Annotated in this window: 16 protein-coding genes and 1 pseudogene; 11 read left to right on the top strand and 6 right to left on the bottom strand. The window is 54.2% G+C overall.

The window, feature by feature from the left end:
* The first annotated feature begins 2 nt into the window (after positions 1 to 2).
* Genes ACZ1HV_RS03835 through ACZ1HV_RS03850 form a run of 4 tightly spaced genes read left to right on the top strand, consistent with a single transcriptional unit; the run spans position 3 to position 2,426 of the window.
* Positions 3 to 395, top strand: coding sequence for an NTP transferase domain-containing protein (locus ACZ1HV_RS03835; protein ID WP_472717370.1), 393 nt, complete (start codon positions 3 to 5; stop codon positions 393 to 395).
* On the top strand, positions 392 to 634 hold the full coding sequence (locus ACZ1HV_RS03840) for a hypothetical protein (RefSeq protein WP_472717371.1): 243 nt from the start codon (positions 392 to 394) through the stop codon (positions 632 to 634). The genes ACZ1HV_RS03835 and ACZ1HV_RS03840 overlap by 4 nt, the downstream gene beginning before the upstream one ends.
* Positions 631 to 1,152: a molybdopterin-guanine dinucleotide biosynthesis protein B gene (mobB, locus tag ACZ1HV_RS03845; protein ID WP_298814109.1), complete on the top strand. Its 522-nt coding sequence runs from the start codon at positions 631 to 633 to the stop codon at positions 1,150 to 1,152. Before ACZ1HV_RS03840 ends, mobB begins: the two co-directional genes overlap by 4 nt.
* Positions 1,149 to 2,426 carry a molybdopterin molybdotransferase MoeA gene (locus ACZ1HV_RS03850; RefSeq protein WP_472717372.1) on the top strand — a complete coding sequence of 426 codons (1,278 nt, stop codon included), beginning with the start codon at positions 1,149 to 1,151 and terminating at the stop codon, positions 2,424 to 2,426. Before mobB ends, ACZ1HV_RS03850 begins: the two co-directional genes overlap by 4 nt.
* Positions 2,427 to 2,479: 53 nt before the next feature.
* Here ACZ1HV_RS03850 and ACZ1HV_RS03855 read toward each other — a convergent pair whose 3' ends face one another.
* Positions 2,480 to 3,475: an MBL fold metallo-hydrolase gene (locus ACZ1HV_RS03855; protein ID WP_298814113.1), complete on the bottom strand. Its 996-nt coding sequence runs from the start codon at positions 3,473 to 3,475 to the stop codon at positions 2,480 to 2,482.
* 186 nt (positions 3,476 to 3,661) lie between these two features.
* On the opposite strand from ACZ1HV_RS03855, the gene ACZ1HV_RS03860 reads away from it, so the two are divergent.
* Positions 3,662 to 4,588: a LysR family transcriptional regulator gene (locus tag ACZ1HV_RS03860; protein ID WP_472717373.1), complete on the top strand. Its 927-nt coding sequence runs from the start codon at positions 3,662 to 3,664 to the stop codon at positions 4,586 to 4,588.
* An 18-nt stretch (positions 4,589 to 4,606) separates the two neighbouring features.
* Here the strand turns inward: ACZ1HV_RS03860 and ACZ1HV_RS03865 are convergent, their stop codons facing one another.
* Entirely contained in the window at positions 4,607 to 5,254 is a 648-nt protein-coding gene (locus ACZ1HV_RS03865; RefSeq protein WP_298957678.1) for a glutathione S-transferase family protein, read from the bottom strand.
* 546 nt (positions 5,255 to 5,800) lie between these two features.
* Here ACZ1HV_RS03865 and ACZ1HV_RS03870 point away from each other — a divergent pair.
* The 4 genes from ACZ1HV_RS03870 (at position 5,801) to ACZ1HV_RS03885 (ending at position 9,464) form a co-directional block, all read left to right on the top strand.
* Complete coding sequence (locus ACZ1HV_RS03870) at positions 5,801 to 6,577, top strand: ABC transporter substrate-binding protein (protein ID WP_472717374.1); 777 nt, start codon at positions 5,801 to 5,803, stop codon at positions 6,575 to 6,577.
* A 129-nt stretch (positions 6,578 to 6,706) separates the two neighbouring features.
* Entirely contained in the window at positions 6,707 to 7,420 is a 714-nt protein-coding gene (locus ACZ1HV_RS03875; RefSeq protein WP_298814121.1) for an ABC transporter permease, read from the top strand.
* The gene (locus ACZ1HV_RS03880) at positions 7,417 to 8,244 is read left to right on the top strand and encodes an ABC transporter permease (protein WP_298814123.1); all 828 of its coding nucleotides are present in this window, start codon (positions 7,417 to 7,419) and stop codon (positions 8,242 to 8,244) included. Before ACZ1HV_RS03875 ends, ACZ1HV_RS03880 begins: the two co-directional genes overlap by 4 nt.
* A 53-nt stretch (positions 8,245 to 8,297) precedes the next feature.
* The gene (locus tag ACZ1HV_RS03885) at positions 8,298 to 9,464 is read left to right on the top strand and encodes a trans-sulfuration enzyme family protein (protein WP_472717375.1); all 1,167 of its coding nucleotides are present in this window, start codon (positions 8,298 to 8,300) and stop codon (positions 9,462 to 9,464) included.
* Between the two features lie 9 nt (positions 9,465 to 9,473).
* Here the strand turns inward: ACZ1HV_RS03885 and ACZ1HV_RS03890 are convergent, their stop codons facing one another.
* The gene (locus tag ACZ1HV_RS03890; protein WP_298814127.1) at positions 9,474 to 10,379 is read right to left on the bottom strand and encodes a LysR family transcriptional regulator; all 906 of its coding nucleotides are present in this window, start codon (positions 10,377 to 10,379) and stop codon (positions 9,474 to 9,476) included.
* A gap of 364 nt (positions 10,380 to 10,743) precedes the next feature.
* Between ACZ1HV_RS03890 and ACZ1HV_RS03895 the strand changes: the two genes are divergently transcribed.
* Both ACZ1HV_RS03895 and ACZ1HV_RS03900 read left to right on the top strand, forming a co-directional pair.
* Positions 10,744 to 11,625 (top strand): NAD(P)-dependent oxidoreductase, encoded by an 882-nt coding sequence (locus ACZ1HV_RS03895; protein WP_472717376.1) that lies wholly within the window; start codon positions 10,744 to 10,746, stop codon positions 11,623 to 11,625.
* Positions 11,626 to 11,636: 11 nt separating this feature from the next.
* On the top strand, positions 11,637 to 12,338 hold the full coding sequence (locus ACZ1HV_RS03900; RefSeq protein ID WP_298814132.1) for a DNA alkylation repair protein: 702 nt from the start codon (positions 11,637 to 11,639) through the stop codon (positions 12,336 to 12,338).
* A 67-nt stretch (positions 12,339 to 12,405) separates the two neighbouring features.
* Here the strand turns inward: ACZ1HV_RS03900 and ACZ1HV_RS03905 are convergent, their stop codons facing one another.
* From ACZ1HV_RS03905 to ACZ1HV_RS03915, 3 genes and pseudogenes are all read right to left on the bottom strand, one after another.
* The gene (locus tag ACZ1HV_RS03905; protein ID WP_472717377.1) at positions 12,406 to 13,479 is read right to left on the bottom strand and encodes an FAD-binding oxidoreductase; all 1,074 of its coding nucleotides are present in this window, start codon (positions 13,477 to 13,479) and stop codon (positions 12,406 to 12,408) included.
* Between the two features lie 4 nt (positions 13,480 to 13,483).
* On the bottom strand, positions 13,484 to 14,719 hold the full coding sequence (locus tag ACZ1HV_RS03910) for an aromatic ring-hydroxylating oxygenase subunit alpha (protein WP_472717378.1): 1,236 nt from the start codon (positions 14,717 to 14,719) through the stop codon (positions 13,484 to 13,486).
* A gap of 141 nt (positions 14,720 to 14,860) precedes the next feature.
* Positions 14,861 to 16,896: pseudogene (locus ACZ1HV_RS03915) on the bottom strand (oxidoreductase).
* Between the last annotated feature and the right edge of the window lie 85 nt (positions 16,897 to 16,981).

Below are 16,981 nucleotides of genomic sequence, written 5' to 3' on the forward strand. Positions count from 1 at the left end.
CTATGAGCAAGACTGTGCCGATTGAAAATGTACTCGGCTGCGTTCTGGCCGGAGGTCAGTCCCGGCGCATGGGAGGTGGCGACAAGAGCCTTCTGGATATCGGCGGCAAGACAATGCTCGAGTTGATCCTCGCCCGCCTGTCGTCTCAAGTGGACAGCATTGTCTTGAATGCCAACGGAGATCCGAGCCGTTTCGAACAATTCGGGCTGAGTGTTGTTCCGGACCCTATCGGTGGTTTCGCCGGACCTCTGGCGGGCATTCTTGCCGGGTTAACTTATGTCAAAGAACACAGACCGGACGTAACCCATGTTGTTTCGGTTGCCGGCGACACACCCTTTTTCCGGCAACTCTCGTCAAAGATCTCTGCTCTTCGGTTCCATCAGAAAAACCCGTGATCGCGCTCGCCACATCGTCAGACAAGTTGCATCCCGTCTTTGGCCTCTGGCCGGTCAGTCTGTGTTCGGACCTTCATACCTGGCTGGCCACCGGACAGAGCGGCAAGGTACTCGCGTTTGTCGACAGGCACGACAGTGTCGAAGTTTCCTTCAACACCGACGCGACCACCGGTCTGGATCCGTTTTTCAACGCCAATCGGCCCGAAGACCTGAACACCGTCCGCAAAGCGCTTACATGACAAAAACCCCTGTTTTCGGCATCACCGGCTGGAAAAACTCCGGCAAAACACAACTTGTTACCAGCCTTGTTGGCGAATTCACCGCGCGTGGGTTCAAAGTGTCTACCGTCAAGCACGCGCACCACAATTTCGATATCGACCGGCCAGGCGCCGACAGCTACCGGCACCGGGAGGCCGGCGCCAGCGAAGTCGCTCTTGTGTCCGGACGCCGATGGGCACTGATGCATGAGCTTCGGGGCGAAGAAGAACCACCGCTTGATGAAATTCTTTCCCGGCTTGCTCCGTGTGACCTCATTCTGATCGAGGGATACAAGCGGGAAAACCACGCCAAAATTGAAGCCAGACGGACCGAGACTCGCGATCGCGGGCGCCTCGCGCCTGCAGATCCGAACATTCTGGCTGTTGCAGCGGATCACGCTCAGCCAGACGAAACCCTGCCTGTGTTCGACCTCAACGATGTTAGTTCCATGGCGGATTTCATCGAATCCCATTCAGGTCTGAAAAGGCCGGCCACATGAGCGACAAATCCGTCCTTAACGACTGTTTTTTGCACGACAAGCAACGGCTGCGTCATCACGAAGCTCTGAATATCCTGAGAGAGCAAGTTACGACAATTGTAGAAACTGAAACGGTGCGCCTCGAAAATGCGCTTGAACGCATTCTCGCTGAAGACATCACCGCCCCACGAAACATTCCGCTCGCCGACAATTCAGCGGTTGACGGCTATGCCTTCCGTCATTCGGATTTTGAAGAAGCTGGAGGTTTTTTTCAGATTCAGCAGCGTATTGCCGCCGGTCATGCAAGCGATGCCACTCTAGGTCCGTGGGCAGCAGGCCGCATTTTCACCGGCGCAGTCATGCCGCCCGGTGCGGACACTGTCGCCATGCAAGAGGACTGCGAGACGCACCGGCAGGACGGGAAAGACTTTGTCATCGTTCCTCAGGGCCTCAAGAAAGGCGCCAATTGCCGGAAAGCTGGTGAGGACGTCAAGGAGGGAACAGCGCTCCTGGCTGCAGGGCACCGGCTAAGACCACAGGATCTGGCGGCCATCGCCTCAACAGGTCAGGCAGAGATCAAAGCCTTTCGTACGCTCAAGGTTGCACTGGTCTCAACGGGTGACGAGCTTCGCCGACCCGGCGATCTCATTTCTGTTGGCGATGTCTATGACGCCAATCATTTCCTGTTACGAGGGCTGTGTGCAGGGCTTCCGGTCGTGATTGAAGATCTCGGCATTCTCAAAGACGATGCGACGCTTATCGAGACCAAATTGAAGGAAACAGCGGACCGATTTGACCTTGTGCTGACAACCGGGGGCGCGAGCCTTGGAGAAGAAGACCACATTCTGCGTTTGCTCGACAAATTGGGTCAGCGATACATGTGGCAACTGGCGATCAAACCGGGCCGACCAATGATGTTCGGCAACATCGGGTCTTGCGCCTTTCTCGGTCTGCCCGGCAATCCGGTCGCCGCCATGGTCTGCTTTCTGCTCTATGCACGTCCGGTTATCAATGTGCTGGCTGGCGGCAGGTTCCTGGAGCCACAAGGATATCAGGTACCAGCTGCTTTCGAGGTGCCAAAGAAGAAACCGGACAGACGCGAATTCTATCGCGGTTGGCTGGAAAAAGACCCCGATGGCAATCCCGTGGCGCAAAAATTTCAGCGTGATGGTTCGGGGTTGATTTCTGGCTTGAGAGAAGCCGACGGATTGATTGAAATACCGGAAGAAACCACGGAAATTCGAATGGGGGACCTGGTTCGGTTTCTGCCCTTTTCGGAATTTGGCATTCGTTAGTTCGCGCGTAAGAACCGGACCCGGCGCAGCGCGCCGGGTCCATCAGTCGAAGTTTAGTAGGCGTAGGGCCAGCTAGCGGCGACGAACCGGTAGCCGTCGCCTTCTCGTGCGACATGGCCCATCCCCGGAAACGGAATATGGGCGCCGGCGAAGAAGAGCTTTTCGCTCGCTGCCTGATCAAAGAATTTTTTCCGGGTTTCAGCAGCTTGACCTGAATCGATATCAAATCCGATGCCCCAATCCGGCTTTGCGAATTGATAAACGGTCATGTGAATGATGTCGCCGGCTATCACCAGTGTTTCACCGTTGCTGTCGAATACATAACCCGAGTGACCGGGCGTGTGACCCGGCAAGGCCATCGCCTGAATTCCCGGTAGAATTTCCTTGTCACCCGAAACAAGCGTTTGATTGTCCTTGTAGGCCTCGGCAACACGCCGGGCGCCCAAGAAGAAAGGCTTGAACTGTTCAGGTGCGCCGTTCATGGCCCCGTCGTCAAACCAGAAGGCATTGTCGACTTCAGGCAGGATCAGCTCGGCATTGGAAAAGACGGGTTTGCCGTCTCCGTCAATTGCTCCGAACAAGTGATCCGGATGCATATGCGTGATCAGCAATGCGTCGATCTGATCAGGTGTGACACCGGCCGCCTCAAGTGCATTGGGCAACCGTCCCATGGTTGGACCGAGCGCGTCCGACGTGCCTGCATCGACCAAAACCAGCCGATCGCCGGTATTGACCAGAAACGCGTTTACGGGGATACGCAATGCCTCTCCTTCAATCATTGCGTCGCCGCGAAGTCTCTCGCCCTCACCGGCATCGTAGCCGACGACCAACTCCGGGGTAACATCGAGGTAGCCGTCAAGCAGAGCAGTGATTTCGAAGTCTCCGACCTTGTATCGAAGTGCACCGGCCATTGGCGCTCCGGCTTTGGGAGCTGCGGCGCTTGCCGGCGCCGACAGAACTGACATTCCCCCGGCCGCTGCAAGAGCTCCAGCTCCGGCCGTGGCCCCAAGAAGTGAACGTCTGGAGAGAGAAAAACGAGAATTTGGCATGAACGCCTCCAGGCTCGACCTTAAGTGATTGCAGTAGGATGAACACCCGGAATGGTAGGAGCAACCGGGCTGTTCCATAAGTGTTTCATTCGCATGGTTTTTGAAGTCCCCGAGATCTTATAAAACTCATAAGCAAAAGTTATATAAGAAGCCTTGACCGCCTAGAGCTATTGGGAACCTTGATCGATGGAAAAAATCAGTGCGCTGTCCGGGTTCGTTCATTCTGTCAAACTGGGGAGTTTTTCAGCCGCTGCAAAACACCTTGGCATTTCACAACCGGCCGTCAGCCAACAGATTCGTGGCCTGGAAGACCACCTTGGCACCAGATTGCTGAACCGAACCACGCGACAATTGAGACTGACGGAAGCGGGAGAACGCTACTACGCCTATGCCCGCGATATTCTCGACCGCATTGCCGAAGCCGACCGTTCTGTTCAAAGCGATGAAGCACAGATGTCAGGCCCGCTATCGATCGGCCTGCCTTTGGGGTTTTCTGAAAGTGTGCTGTCGGACTTTCTGATCCGCTTCAAGCAGAACCACCCGTCAATTCTACTTGATGTGTCGCTGTCCGACATCTTTGTCGATGTTATTCAGGAACGATTGGATCTGGCTATACGCATGGGAGAAATAAGCGACGATCGATTGATTGTCCGAAAGCTGGGAACGGCACAAAGGTGTCTGATTGCTTCACCGGATTATCTTGATAGGCGCGGACGTCCCCAACATCCCGCCGATCTGCCGGATCATGACTATCTGCTTTATCGCAATATCTCGACCGGCGACCGGGTACCGTTTATCAGTACGATCGGCGAGCGGCTATCCGTGCGCATTGTCCCGTCCATGATCGTCAACAACACGGCCACGTTGCGGCAAGCCGCCCTCGCCGGCCTTGGCATAACCCTTGCGAACCGGTGGCTTATCGACCCGCTTCTACGATCAGGCGAGCTGGAACTGGTCCTTCCAGACTGGCAGTATCCGCCGCATCCCATTCATGCCGTTTATCCGTCGAACCGGTTCATCCCCTTGAAGGTTCGCCGGTTTGTGGACAGCCTGCAAACCTTCTTTGATCACCACGGCGCGTTCAACAATGGCTTGCAGGTGGCACACAGATAGAGCCGACGCTATTCCTGTTCAGATTTCGTCGACGGCGACATACCAAGTCTCCTTCAGAGCCTCGGTTTCCCATTCCTTCCAGGCCTTGGTCTGGGTCAATGCTTCCGTGTAGCGACGAACGATTGGATCTTCGGACAAGCCATACGTGGCAAACCGGCTGACCACTGGTGCATACATGGCGTCTGCTATCGAAAAACTTCCGAACAAAAAAGGCCCATTGGAAGCATTGAGGCATTCGCTCCAGATATCGACAATGCGCGCGACATCCGCCTTAACAGCGTCATCGACATTCAATGCTTCAACCGGGCGGCGCATGTTCATGGGGCACGCTCCGCGCAAAGCTGAAAACCCTGAATGCATTTCCGATGAAATTGCGCGCGCCTTCGCGCGGTCTGCCCGATCCGCGGGCCACAATTCCTTTTCCGGATAAAGCTCTGCTGCGTATTCCATGATCGCGAGGCTGTCCCAAACGGTCAGATCACCATCCCTCAGCACCGGAACTTTCATGCTTGGCGAAAAGGCAGCGAATTCGGGATTGCCATTGTCGAAATCAAAGGGAACCAGGGTTTCGCGAAAAGGAACATCTTTTTGTTTCAGGGCAATCCAGGGCCTGAAAGACCATGAGGAATAGTTCTTGTTTCCAATGAACAATTCAATCTCTGCCATTTGGATTTCCTTTAAAGTTCGTCGATCACACAGCCTATCAGCAAGTTACATCACTGAGCTGGATGAAGTTCGTACGATGCTGAATCGGGATATACAAATTCAAGAAGTTCATGAATTCGATGAAAATTATTGATCTATTATCCGAAACTGAAAATAAACTGCGGAAATGCAAATTTTCATCATAATACTTATAGTATTTCCGTAAATTAAACTACAAATCATCATAATTTACTTAACGCGCACGAGCTTTTACGCCCGATTAAAAGAGTTCCAAGATCGGTTGATTGCAGCAACATGCTTTCCGCAGTTCCCAAAAAAGCTGCGAACTTTCACTCAGGAAGACATCCAAGGCGCAACAATTTTCCACAGCCAGACGCTGCCTTCCCTACCGGAATACAAGCTGGGAATGCGAAAAAGGCACGCTAACACTGTGTTTTTTTCGCGCACATGCTTGAAATTCAGTCCGAAGTGTATGGAATAGGGCCATCGGGCAAAAAGACAGGAAGAACCTGTCTGCGCCGCGAAAAATGATTAGGGGAACTTAATATGCGTGTATTGCGTATGGCTGCGGCCGCCGTTGCAGTTCTGGCTGTTGTCGGTGGCGCTGAGGCGAAAGACTGGTCCAAGGTGCGCATCGGCACCGAAGGCGCTTACCCTCCGTTCAACTCGCTGACCGCTGACGGACAACTTATCGGTTTCGACGTCGATATCGCCAAGGCTCTTTGCGAAGAAATGAAAGTCGAATGCGAATTCGTCACTCAGGACTGGGACGGAATGATCCCCGCTCTGCAGGCCGGTAAATTCGATGCCGTCATTGCGTCTATGTCGATCACGGAAGAGCGCAAGCAGAAAGTCGACTTCACCAACAAGTATTACAACACTCCACCGGCAATTGCCGTACCGAAAGATTCTGCAATCGCTGGTACAAGCGATGCGGATCTTAAAGGCGTAGCGCTTGGTGCACAGTCTTCTACAACGCACTCCAACTATGCCGAGGAAAAGCTCGGTTCTGCGGAGCTGAAGCTTTACCCGACGCCGGACGAGTACAAGCTCGATGTTGCCAGCGGCCGTATCGATGCAGTGATTGACGACGTTGTCGTGCTTTCAGACTGGCTTGCGACCGACGATGGTGCTTGCTGCAAGATCCTCGGCACGCTGACGCCGGATCCTGTGATCAACGGCGAAGGCGCCGGCATTGCAATCCGCAAGGATGATGGCGAGTTGAAGGAAATGTTCAACCAGGCCATCGAAGCCATTCTAGCGAACGGCAAGTACCAGGAAATCAACGACAAGTACTTCACGTTCGACGTGTATGGCGGCTGATTTTATTCTGGATTGATCGCTAAATAAGCGCGGCGCGCTTGCGTGCCGCGCTTTGCTGTAGGGTAATAGCCCGCAGAAGGCCGGAGGGGCGGCCAACAACAACAACAAGACAGAAAGAAGCGCCGGCTCATGAATGAAGCTTTGACGCTGCTATCGTTTGGGGAACAAGGCTGGGGCGACACTATCGCGCTCGGCGTCATGATAACGGTCGCACTGGCAATCTGCACCCTGCCTTTTGGCCTCATCCTCGGGTTTTTGATTGCTCTGGCAAAAAACTCCACAGAACCCAGTCTCAAGCTCGCCGCCAATATCTACACGACTATATTTCGCGGCTTACCGGAACTTCTGACGCTCTTTCTTGTCTATTTCGGTGTCCAGATTGGCATTCAGCAAGGACTTAAACTGCTCGGCTTCGATGTCTATTTCGAAGTGAATTCGTTCGTCGCCGGCATGGTCGCGTTGGCACTGGTGTTTTCGTCTTACGCGTCCGAGGCATTTCTCTCCGCATTTCGAGGCATACCGCAAGGCCAGTATGAAGGGGGCTATGCGCTAGGCCTGTCCCGTTATCAAACAATGACGCTTGTTATTCTGCCTCAGCTCATCCGACTCGCTCTCCCAGCGCTCAGCAATCTGTGGCTGATCCTTTTGAAAGAAACCTCGCTCGTATCAGTCATCGGACTTGCCGACCTGATCCGTGAATCGGGCATCGCGGCAAGGGTCACAAAAGAACCATTCCTGTTCTTCGGGCTCGCCTGCCTCATTTATCTCGTTTTGGCGATGATCTCATCTGCAGGGCTGAGCCGTGTTGAACGTTGGTCCAAACGGGGAGAGGCTTCAAGATGATTGCTGCCAGCCCTGAAACCGGAGCCAAACGCCCTCCAATCCCTCCGCGTCCCTGGACAAATACACGGATTTTTGGCAACGCACTGATGGCTCTCTGGATCGTCGCAGGTGTGTCGCTGGTCTGGTATCTGGGCACCAGCGTTGCGAGCCCCTTCTTCCAGAAATACTGGCCAAAATATATCGATGGGTTTCTGGTAACCCTGCAAATCGTCAGTTTGTCTTTGGTCCTTGGAATGATCCTGAGTGTGCCTGTGGCCTTCGCGCGCTCCTCCAGTTGGAAAATATTCTCTGCGCCCGCTTATGCATTCGTCTACTTCTTCCGCGGCACACCACTTCTGGCGCAGACTTTCCTGATTTATTACGGCGCTGGTTCCTTCAGGCCTGAACTTGAAGCGGTCGGACTTTGGGGATTTTTCCGTGAAGCGTTCAACTGCGTGATCTTCGCTTTCTCGCTGAATACGTCTGCCTATCAGGCCGAAATTCTTCGTGGTTCAGTCCAAAATGTGGCTAAAGGTCAATGGGAAGGTGCTGCTGCGCTTGGCCTCTCGAAACCCGTGACCTTTTTCAAAATTATCCTGCCTCAGGCTTTGATGGTGGCCCTGCGCCCTTACGGCAACGAAATCATCTTGATGATCAAGGGGTCAGCGATTGCGTCCATCGTAACCATCTACGACATTATGGGCGAAACCCGGCGCGCCTATTCCCGCTCTTACGATTTCCAGGCCTACATTTGGGCTGCGGTGATCTATCTGATGATCGTCGAGACTTTGCGGCGCATCTGGGACAAGATCGAAGATCGCCTCACCCGCCACCTGAAACGCTGATTGTCAGCACATTTACCGGTTCCAACGCCCCTTTTCCATGAGGATACCTCGCTATGTCCGCAACCCTGCCCAAGGCTCAAGGCCTGCACCCAGACAGCCTGTTGGCACATGCCGGAGGTGGCTTCGATCAGGCGACTGGTGCAGTGGTACCGCCAATCCAGATGGCGACCACCTTTGTCCGTGACGAAGACTATGAACCTGTCAGCCCCGGTCACATCTACAGCCGGGACGACAATCAGCTCTACCAAAAGACTGAAGGTTTGATCACTGCTCTGGAAGGCGGATCCCAGAGCCGATTGTTCGCTTCCGGAATGGCGGCAGTGGCCGCGGTGGCCCGTCTCGTCAAACCGGGTGGCACGCTGCTGGTCCAGTCGAACATTTACTGGGGAACCACGCTGTTCTTGCGCAAGCTGTGCGCCCGCAACAAAGTGGCATTGATTGAAGCAGACGCTGCGGACCTGCAAGCATTCAACGAGGAACTCTCCATAACCAAGCCGGATCTTGTCTGGCTTGAGGTTCCAAGCAATCCGTTTTTGAAGGTCGCGGACATCAGAAGCATAGCGCAACAGTGTAGCCAGACAGGTGCCATCCTGGCGGTTGATGCGACTGCGGCAACCCCATTGATCCTCAAACCGCTGGAATTGGGTGCCGATCTTGTAATGCACTCAGCAACGAAGGCACTGAATGGCCATTCTGATCTGCTCGGCGGCGTCGTAACGGCAAAGGACGCAGCTTCAGAAAGCTGGGACTTGATCTGCGAGGAACGAAAACTCGCCGGTGCCGTTCTCGGCTCGTTCGAGACATGGCTGCTCCTGCGTGGCCTCAGAACGCTGTCCCTGCGGGTGGAACGCATGAACAAGAACGCCATGGCAGTTGCAGGTTTTCTGGAAAACCATCCGCGGATTGAAGCGGTCCTCTATCCCGGCCTCAAGAACCATCCTCAGCACGATCTTGCCAAAACACAAATGCAGGCAGGATTCGGGTCTCTTTTATCCTTGCAGGTCAAGGGCGGCAGTGAGGCGGCCCTGAATGTGGCAGGCGCGCTGGATCTCTTCCAACGGGCAACTTCACTTGGTGGTACGGAAAGCCTCGTTGAGCATCGATTTACAATTGAAGGCCCAGGTTCCGGCATTCCGGAGAACCTGCTTCGCCTGTCAGTCGGAATAGAACACGCGGATGATTTGATTTCCGACCTCGATCAGGCACTGGCGGCACTTTAGGCCGATGCTCTAGCATATGCTTTTGGATTTGTGTTCCTGTTCAGCTCGCATGGTTCTGAGCCAACTCATGAAGGCTTTTAAGGGGGGACGTTTTACGCCCGGTCTCGATGCTATGTAGTATCCTGTCCCCTCATAGATGCTGCCCTCAATCAAAATGACCAGATTTCCTGTCTCAAGATCAGGCTCGACAAAGGCCGTCGCGACAGCGGAAATGCCGTCGCCACGCCGCAAACCCTCCAGGACCATGTAGCCGGGCATGTGGGTGACATTCAGTTTGCCACAAGGCACCTTCCCCTGTTTTTCCAACCAGAGTTTCAATTCGTTGCTGCCGTATTCCTGCAGCCAGGGGAAATCCAGAATGTCTTCGGGTTTCTCAATCTTTCGATCCTTGACCAGACAACTTGCGCCGACGACCGCGAAATGGGTCTCCATAAAGAGTTCAGCCTCAATCCCTGGCCAGTCTCCATCGCCATACCGGATCGCCAGATCAGCACCTCCTGGTGTCAATTCGACAACTTCAGGCGTTGGATTGAGCATCAATTCAATTTCGGGATGTTTCAGGCGAAAATCATTGATCCGGGGCATTAGCCAGCTGACTGCAAAGGACGGTGTGGTCGTTATGTGCAAAGGCCTTGCCGCATCGTCTTCAAGGAGCTCATCCACCGTTTCCTGAATTGCCTCAAAGCCGCGTTTCAGGCCGTTGAAAAGCAATTCCCCTTCCGGCGTCAGTGCGATGCCGCGGCCTTCCCGGACAACCAATTGCTGACCCATGAAGGTTTCAAGACTACGAACTTGCTGACTGATCGCCGCGTGCGTGACATTCAGATCTCGACCTGCTGCTGAAAGACTTTTTCGTCCCGCAACCGCGGTAAAAGCCTTCAGCGCATTGAGGGGCGGAAGCGAGCGCCAATCCATATGTAATTTTTCCTTACATATTAAAAATCTTCCTGATTGGTAATTTGGGCGAAAAAGCATCACTTTTCAACCAGACACACCGATGAGGAGTTGTAAGCAGATGTTAAGTCTTCAAATTCAGAAGTTTCTCGATGCCAGTCGCTTCACATCCTTCACGCGTCCCGACCCGAGAACCCAGCAACACCTTGACCTTACGGCAGCTAGGCATGGGATACCCGCAAAGCTCTGGAAGCGCAGGCCTTACTGGCTCTGATGCGTGCTGTTAGCTGACAGCCGGCCGCAAATGGCCTAAAACCATGACGACTTTAAATACAGCAAGGCCCGGCAGATTTGCCGGGCCTTCTCATGCAAAAGGAACGTCTTCATGGCAAAGGTTGCATTCATTGGTCTCGGGGTCATGGGCTATCCTATGGCCGGTTTCCTGAAAACCAAGGGAGGCCATGAGGTCACGGTCTTCAACCGCACAACAGCAAAGGCCGAAAAGTGGGCTGCGGAATTTGGCGGAAGCGTCGCACACACGCCCATGGAAGCAGCCGAAGGGTGCGATTTCGTTTTTGCCTGTGTCGGCAATGATGAAGATCTAAGGTCGGTAACAACCGGACCGGATGGTGCTTTTCACAGTCTTAAAACCGGGGCTGTTTTTATCGACAACACAACTGCTTCGGCCGATGTCGCCCGCGAACTCTATGCTGCTGCAAAGGAAAAAGGGTGCGGATTTATCGATGCACCGGTTTCCGGTGGTCAGGCAGGCGCAGAAAATGGTGTCCTGACGGTGATGTGCGGTGGTGATCAGGACGTGTTCGACAAAGCCAAACCGGTTATTGACTGTTTTGCAAAGTCCGTTGGTCTCATGGGTGACAGCGGCGCAGGTCAACTGACCAAGATGGTCAACCAGATCTGTATCGCAGGGCTTGTTCAGGGGCTCTCCGAAGCTATTCATTTCGCCAAAAAGGCCGACCTTGACGTCGAAAAGGTCATCTCGGCGATCCGCGGCGGTGCCGCACAGTCCTGGCAGATGGAAAATCGCTGGCAAACCATGAATGCCAGCGAATTCGAATTTGGTTTCGCAGTTGACTGGATGCGCAAAGACCTTGGCATCTGCCTAAGCACCGCCAATGAAACTGGTGCACGTCTACCGGTAACCGCTCTTGTCGACCAGTTCTATGCCGAAGTTCAGGCAATGGGTGGCAATCGTTGGGACACGTCCAGCCTGATTGCGCGACTTGAAAATGCCGACAAGAAATAAAGTCGGCTGACATGAAAGTGCGAGATGACGACCACTGGACCGTCGATGATGTCCTGGCCGAACTCCGGTGTTCCGGTTCGGACACAAACCGCGCTGGAATGGCGCGGTTTGGCATCGAGATCGACCAGGCATTTGGTGTGCCGATGTCAGTATTGCGTCCCTTTGCAAAAAAGATCGGCAGATCGCCCGAACTGGCTCGAGATCTCTGGGAAACGGGCTTTCATGAAGCACGACTTCTTGCGATCTTGTTGACACCTGCGAAGGACATGACACCAGAGCAGGCACTGACTTGGCTGGAAGACATCGGCTCCTGGGATTTGTGCGACCAGCTGACAAACGTTCTGGCGCGGCGTGCAGATTCGAACGCATTGGTTACGAAATTGGCCCTTGATGAGCGAGAGTTCGTCAAACGGGCTGCCTTTGCCCTGATCGCATGGCGCGCGGTTCATGCCAAGAAAGCACCTGATGCTGAGTTCCTTGAGCACCTGCAGCTGATCCGGGAAGCTTCGAGCGACGGACGAAACTTTGTCTGGAAGGCCGTTCACTGGGCATTGCGCCAGATAGGCAAACGCTCCACTGACCTGCACGGCCCAGCCCTCGCCCTTGCCCTTGAACTTCAAGCTTCGGACGACAGAATTGCACGTCGGATCGGCAAGGAAGCGGTCAAGGAACTGGATTCAGAGAAGGTGAGAACCCGTCTCGGCCTTCCCTGAGCTTATACCAACCTCAACAAATTCTGCTGCCGCGATCTTTGTTTTTGAAAATGCTCAGGCCGACCGATCAGGCCTCAACCTCTACAGTTCCAATCGGGTTGGAACAACAAGCCAGTATAAATCCTGCCTCGATATCCTCATCACTGATACCACCGGAATGGATCATGTGAACCTCGCCGGCACCCTTCCTGACCTTGCATGTTCCACAAACACCGAAGGTGCAACCCGAAGGAATGTTGAGACCAGCTTCTTTGGCAACAGCAAGGACGGTGTCCGTCTGAGAGCACCAGGCCGAAACATTCGAGTTGGTGAAGACGACTTGTGCCTGTTGATCCTCCTGGGGCACCAGGTCATCGAAATCGGTGAGTTCATCCCTCGTTTCTGCCGGAGCCTGAAAACTCTCCTGATGATACCGCTCCATGTCATACCCAAGCGCATTCAGGATTTCGCGCACGCTTTCCATGAATCCAGACGGGCCACAACAGAACACATCACGCTCCAGATAGTCGCTGCACATGAGCCCGAGCATCAATTGATTCAACCGGCCTCGATAGCCGGTCCAGACTTCGTATGGATCGCTTTGATTGACAACAAAATGCAGCTGCAATCCTGTGACCCGGCTTGCCATATATTCCAGTTTCTGCCTGAAGATCAGTTCCACCGGTCGGTGCGCGCATTGGATGAAGCAAATGTCAGGGTCTTCCCCTCTTTCAAAGAGCGTCTGCGCCATGGACATCACCGGTGTCACGCCGGAACCGGCCGAAATGAAGAGATACCTTCCATCAGGGACCGCAGGCAGGTGAAAAAGCCCCGCCGGGCCAAACGCTTTCAGGCGCATGCCTGGCCTGAGATGATCGAGCATCCACCGCGTGCCGACACTGCCCTCCTGCGCCTTCACGGTCACGGTTATGTAGGCGTTGGAGACCGGTGACGAAGACAGCGTGTAGGTTCTTTGAAGATTACCCCCTGGGACAGGCAAGTCCAGCGTGATGAACTGACCGGCCCGATAAACGAAACCAGCTCCTGACGGCGGGCGAAACGAGAAGGTCTTCACGTCCGGTGCTTCCGGCACCACCATCACGCATTCCAGCAGTTCCTCATCGGACCACACCGGCGTGTCGCGCGCAGGCATCGGGATCATGATCTTACTCCGCGGCCACTCGGAAACGGCCTAGCAGACCGGCTTCCAGCGTCCGGGCGTACCATTCAACGAACTGTATCACCCCGCTTTCCTGCACCGGTGAATATGGTCCAGGCTCATAGGCCGGCGATCTGATGCCTCGCTGATTTTCTTCAATGATCTGGCGATCTTCATTATTGGTATGGATCCACACTTCGGTCAGGCGGTTGAGATCGTAGTCGACACCTTCATTTGCATCCTTGTGAACCAGCCAGAATGTTGTGACCTCCGCCTCCATTGGCCCAATCGGCAAGACACGGAACATCAGAACATGATCTGACAGGAAATGGTTCCAGGTGTTCGGATAGTGAAAGAAGAGGCATGCGCCTGCGTGGTCGAATGGAATTGTTCCGGTCCGCCTGGAAACTGCAGCCTTTCCATCCATCGTATAGCTGACCGCTTCTCCGAGGATCGGTATGCGAACAAAGCGCCACTGCTCATTTTGTGAGATGACATACCTGGATGCCAGACCGGCGCTTTCGCACCGCGAAATATGTTGCCTGGCTTCATTGGTTGTTTTTGTATCGTCACCACCAAAAAGGTTCGGATTATCCGGAAATGTCCGGCATAGCGAAGGATGCGACCCCGAACAGTGATAGCACTCACGATTGTTCTCAAGCACCAGTTTCCAATTGCCTTTTTCAACAATGGATGACTGGTGGGCAACCTTCAGATTTGTCAGGTCATGTGGCCCAAGATACCGCGATGCCTGCTTTTCCAAAGCAGACGTATCAGGCGCGGCATCGGCAAGGCAGATGAAAATCATGCCGGAAACATCAATACAATGGACAGACTTGAGGCCATGCTGTTTTGGGTCGAAATCCGGCCCCATATCGCGCGCCCAGAGCAATTTGCCGTCGAGTTCATAAGTCCATTGATGATACGGGCAGACAAGCTTCGGTGCCGAGCCCCGTGCGGCTGAACATATGCGGCTGCCCCGATGGCGGCAGGAGTTGTGAAATGCCCTGATCCTGCCGTCCGAACCTCGTACGACAACAATTGAGTAATCCCCGATCTGCAGCGTGACATAGTTGCCAGACTTTGGCAGCTCGGCGCTTGGCACGGCGAAAACCCATTCCTTGTGCCAGATGTTCTTCATATCCGCCTGAAAAACATCCTCGTCGGTATAGAATGCCTGCGGCAGGGAATATCCCGGCCTGCGGCTCATCAACAAAGAAAGTATGTCCGCATCGCTGTACATATTGATTGGTCCTTTCCAATCGGCATCATCGATCCGTGTTCCTGATGAACTTAGAGGCTTTTTTTGCATTTCCCGTAGTGCAAAAGCGGCACACGCTTATTCAGTTGAGACACGGCAAAAACTTCACAGTCTGCGTGACCGTCATATGTCTTTCAGCAACCGCAACGCGTCGTAGATCGCCGCATGAGTATTTCGTGCCGACACAGCATCGCCGATCCTGAAAAGTGCAAACTGCCCATCCGGATTGGCTCCGAGCGGCTGCGGACGACCAAAGATCAACGCTTCCTGATTGATGGCACCAAGGTTCTTTGATTTGGGCTTGAGTTCAAAATAGAGCTCATCCATGGGAATTGTTCCATGGTTGACGACTATCTGATCAAACTCACGCGTTTCCGTGTGGTTTGAATAATCAGTGCCGATTACTGCGGTTATCATGTTGCCCGACCGCTTCGCGGCTTTCAGACGGTATGTCACGGTGAAACGAACGTCCCTGTCCTGTAGTGCCCTCAAATAAGGCACGAGGTTCATTGCCATGACATCCGGCGCAAACGATCTGTCAGGGGTCATGATTTCCACATGAGCACCGGTTTTTGCTGCAATTTCAGCAGCCTGCAACGCAGCGTGATCACCTGCATCATCATAGACAAGAACGCGCCGTCCCGGCTTCACGTCACCTGCGATGATGTCCCAGGAAGAAACGGCAAGGTCGTTGCCTTCGTGCAAAACGTCGGTATGTGGCAGCCCGCCAGTTGCGACAACAACGACGTCGGGGTTTTCAACGCAGATATCGTCTGCCGCTGCAAAGGAATTGAAACGGAAGACGACATTCCGCTTCAGGCACTGCTCCATGCGCCAGTCGATGATCGACATCATCTCTCGCCGCCGTTCTGATCGTGCGGTGAGCCGAACCTGACCGCCTGCATCCGGAGCTGCTTCGAAGACAATCACATCGTGCCCGCGTTCAGCAGCTACCCGGGCGGCTTCCATTCCCGCAGGCCCGGCTCCAATGACGGCGACCTTCTTTTTGTTTGTTGCAGCATCGATTTCATGCGGCATGGTCAGTTCTCGGCCTGTCGCCGCATTGTGAATGCAAAGGGCATCGCCTGCCTGGTAGATCCGGTCGAGACAATAGGTTGCACCGACGCAGGGACGGATGTCTTCTTCCCGCTTTTCGGCAATTTTCTTTACAAGCAGTGGATCGGCCATATGCGCGCGGGTCATCCCGACCATGTCCAGCAAACCTTCCGCGATGGCATGGCGGGCGGTAGCTACGTCCGGGATCTTGGCCGCATGAAACGTCGGCAAGCCAACCTCCTTGCGGATCATTCCCGCAAAGTCGAGATGGGGTGCATTCGGCATGCCCTGAACAGGAATGACGTCCGTCAGGCCAGGATCGGTGTCAATATGCCCGCGGATGACATTGAGAAAATCGATCTGACCCGTTTCCTTCAGGCGTTTGGCTATTTTCAACCCCTCTTCTGCCGACAGGCCGCCTTCCAGATCTTCGTCCGCGGTGAAGCGGATCCCGACAATGAAGTCCGTTCCAACGCGTTCACGGACTGCGCTTATCACTTCCAGCGAGAAACGCATCCTGTTGTCCAGGGAGCCGCCATATGGACCGTCGAGCGTGTTGGTGGCAGGAGACCAGAACTGGTCCATAAGATGGCCATAGGCCTGTAATTCGATCCCGTCCATTCCACCTGCCTGCATGCGCTCGGCAGCATCGGCATAGTCCTGGACGATCCTCTGAATGTCCCAGTCTTCCACCTGTTTGGGAAATGCACGGTGAGCTGCTTCCCGTTCATGCCCGGCGGAAACGGCAGGCAACCAGTCCCCTTTGTTCCAGTGGGTACGACGTCCAAGATGCGTCAACTGGATCATCACCGCGCAGCCATGATCATGACACGCGTCGGTCAACCGCTTCACCCAGGGAACGACTTCATCCTTATAAGCCAGGATATTGTTGAAGACCGGGGAGAATTGCGCGACACAGCCGCTGAACCTGCTGTCATGGTCATCGCGACACCGGCTTTTGCGCGCACTTCGTGGTAAGCGCGGTACCGATCCTTCGGCATCCCATCTTCAGGGTAAGCCGGCTCGTGCGAGGTGATCATGATCCGATTTTTCAGCGTCAGGTGTTTGAGCCGATAGGGCTGTAACAGCGGATCTTTGGACATCAGCCTTCCTCTCAAGCGCACTATTCAGTGTCGGCATCAGCGAGACTAATTGCGCGTGACTACATGTGAAAAGACGTAAAAACGA

This window comes from Roseibium sp. JB4-4, assembly GCF_055693425.1.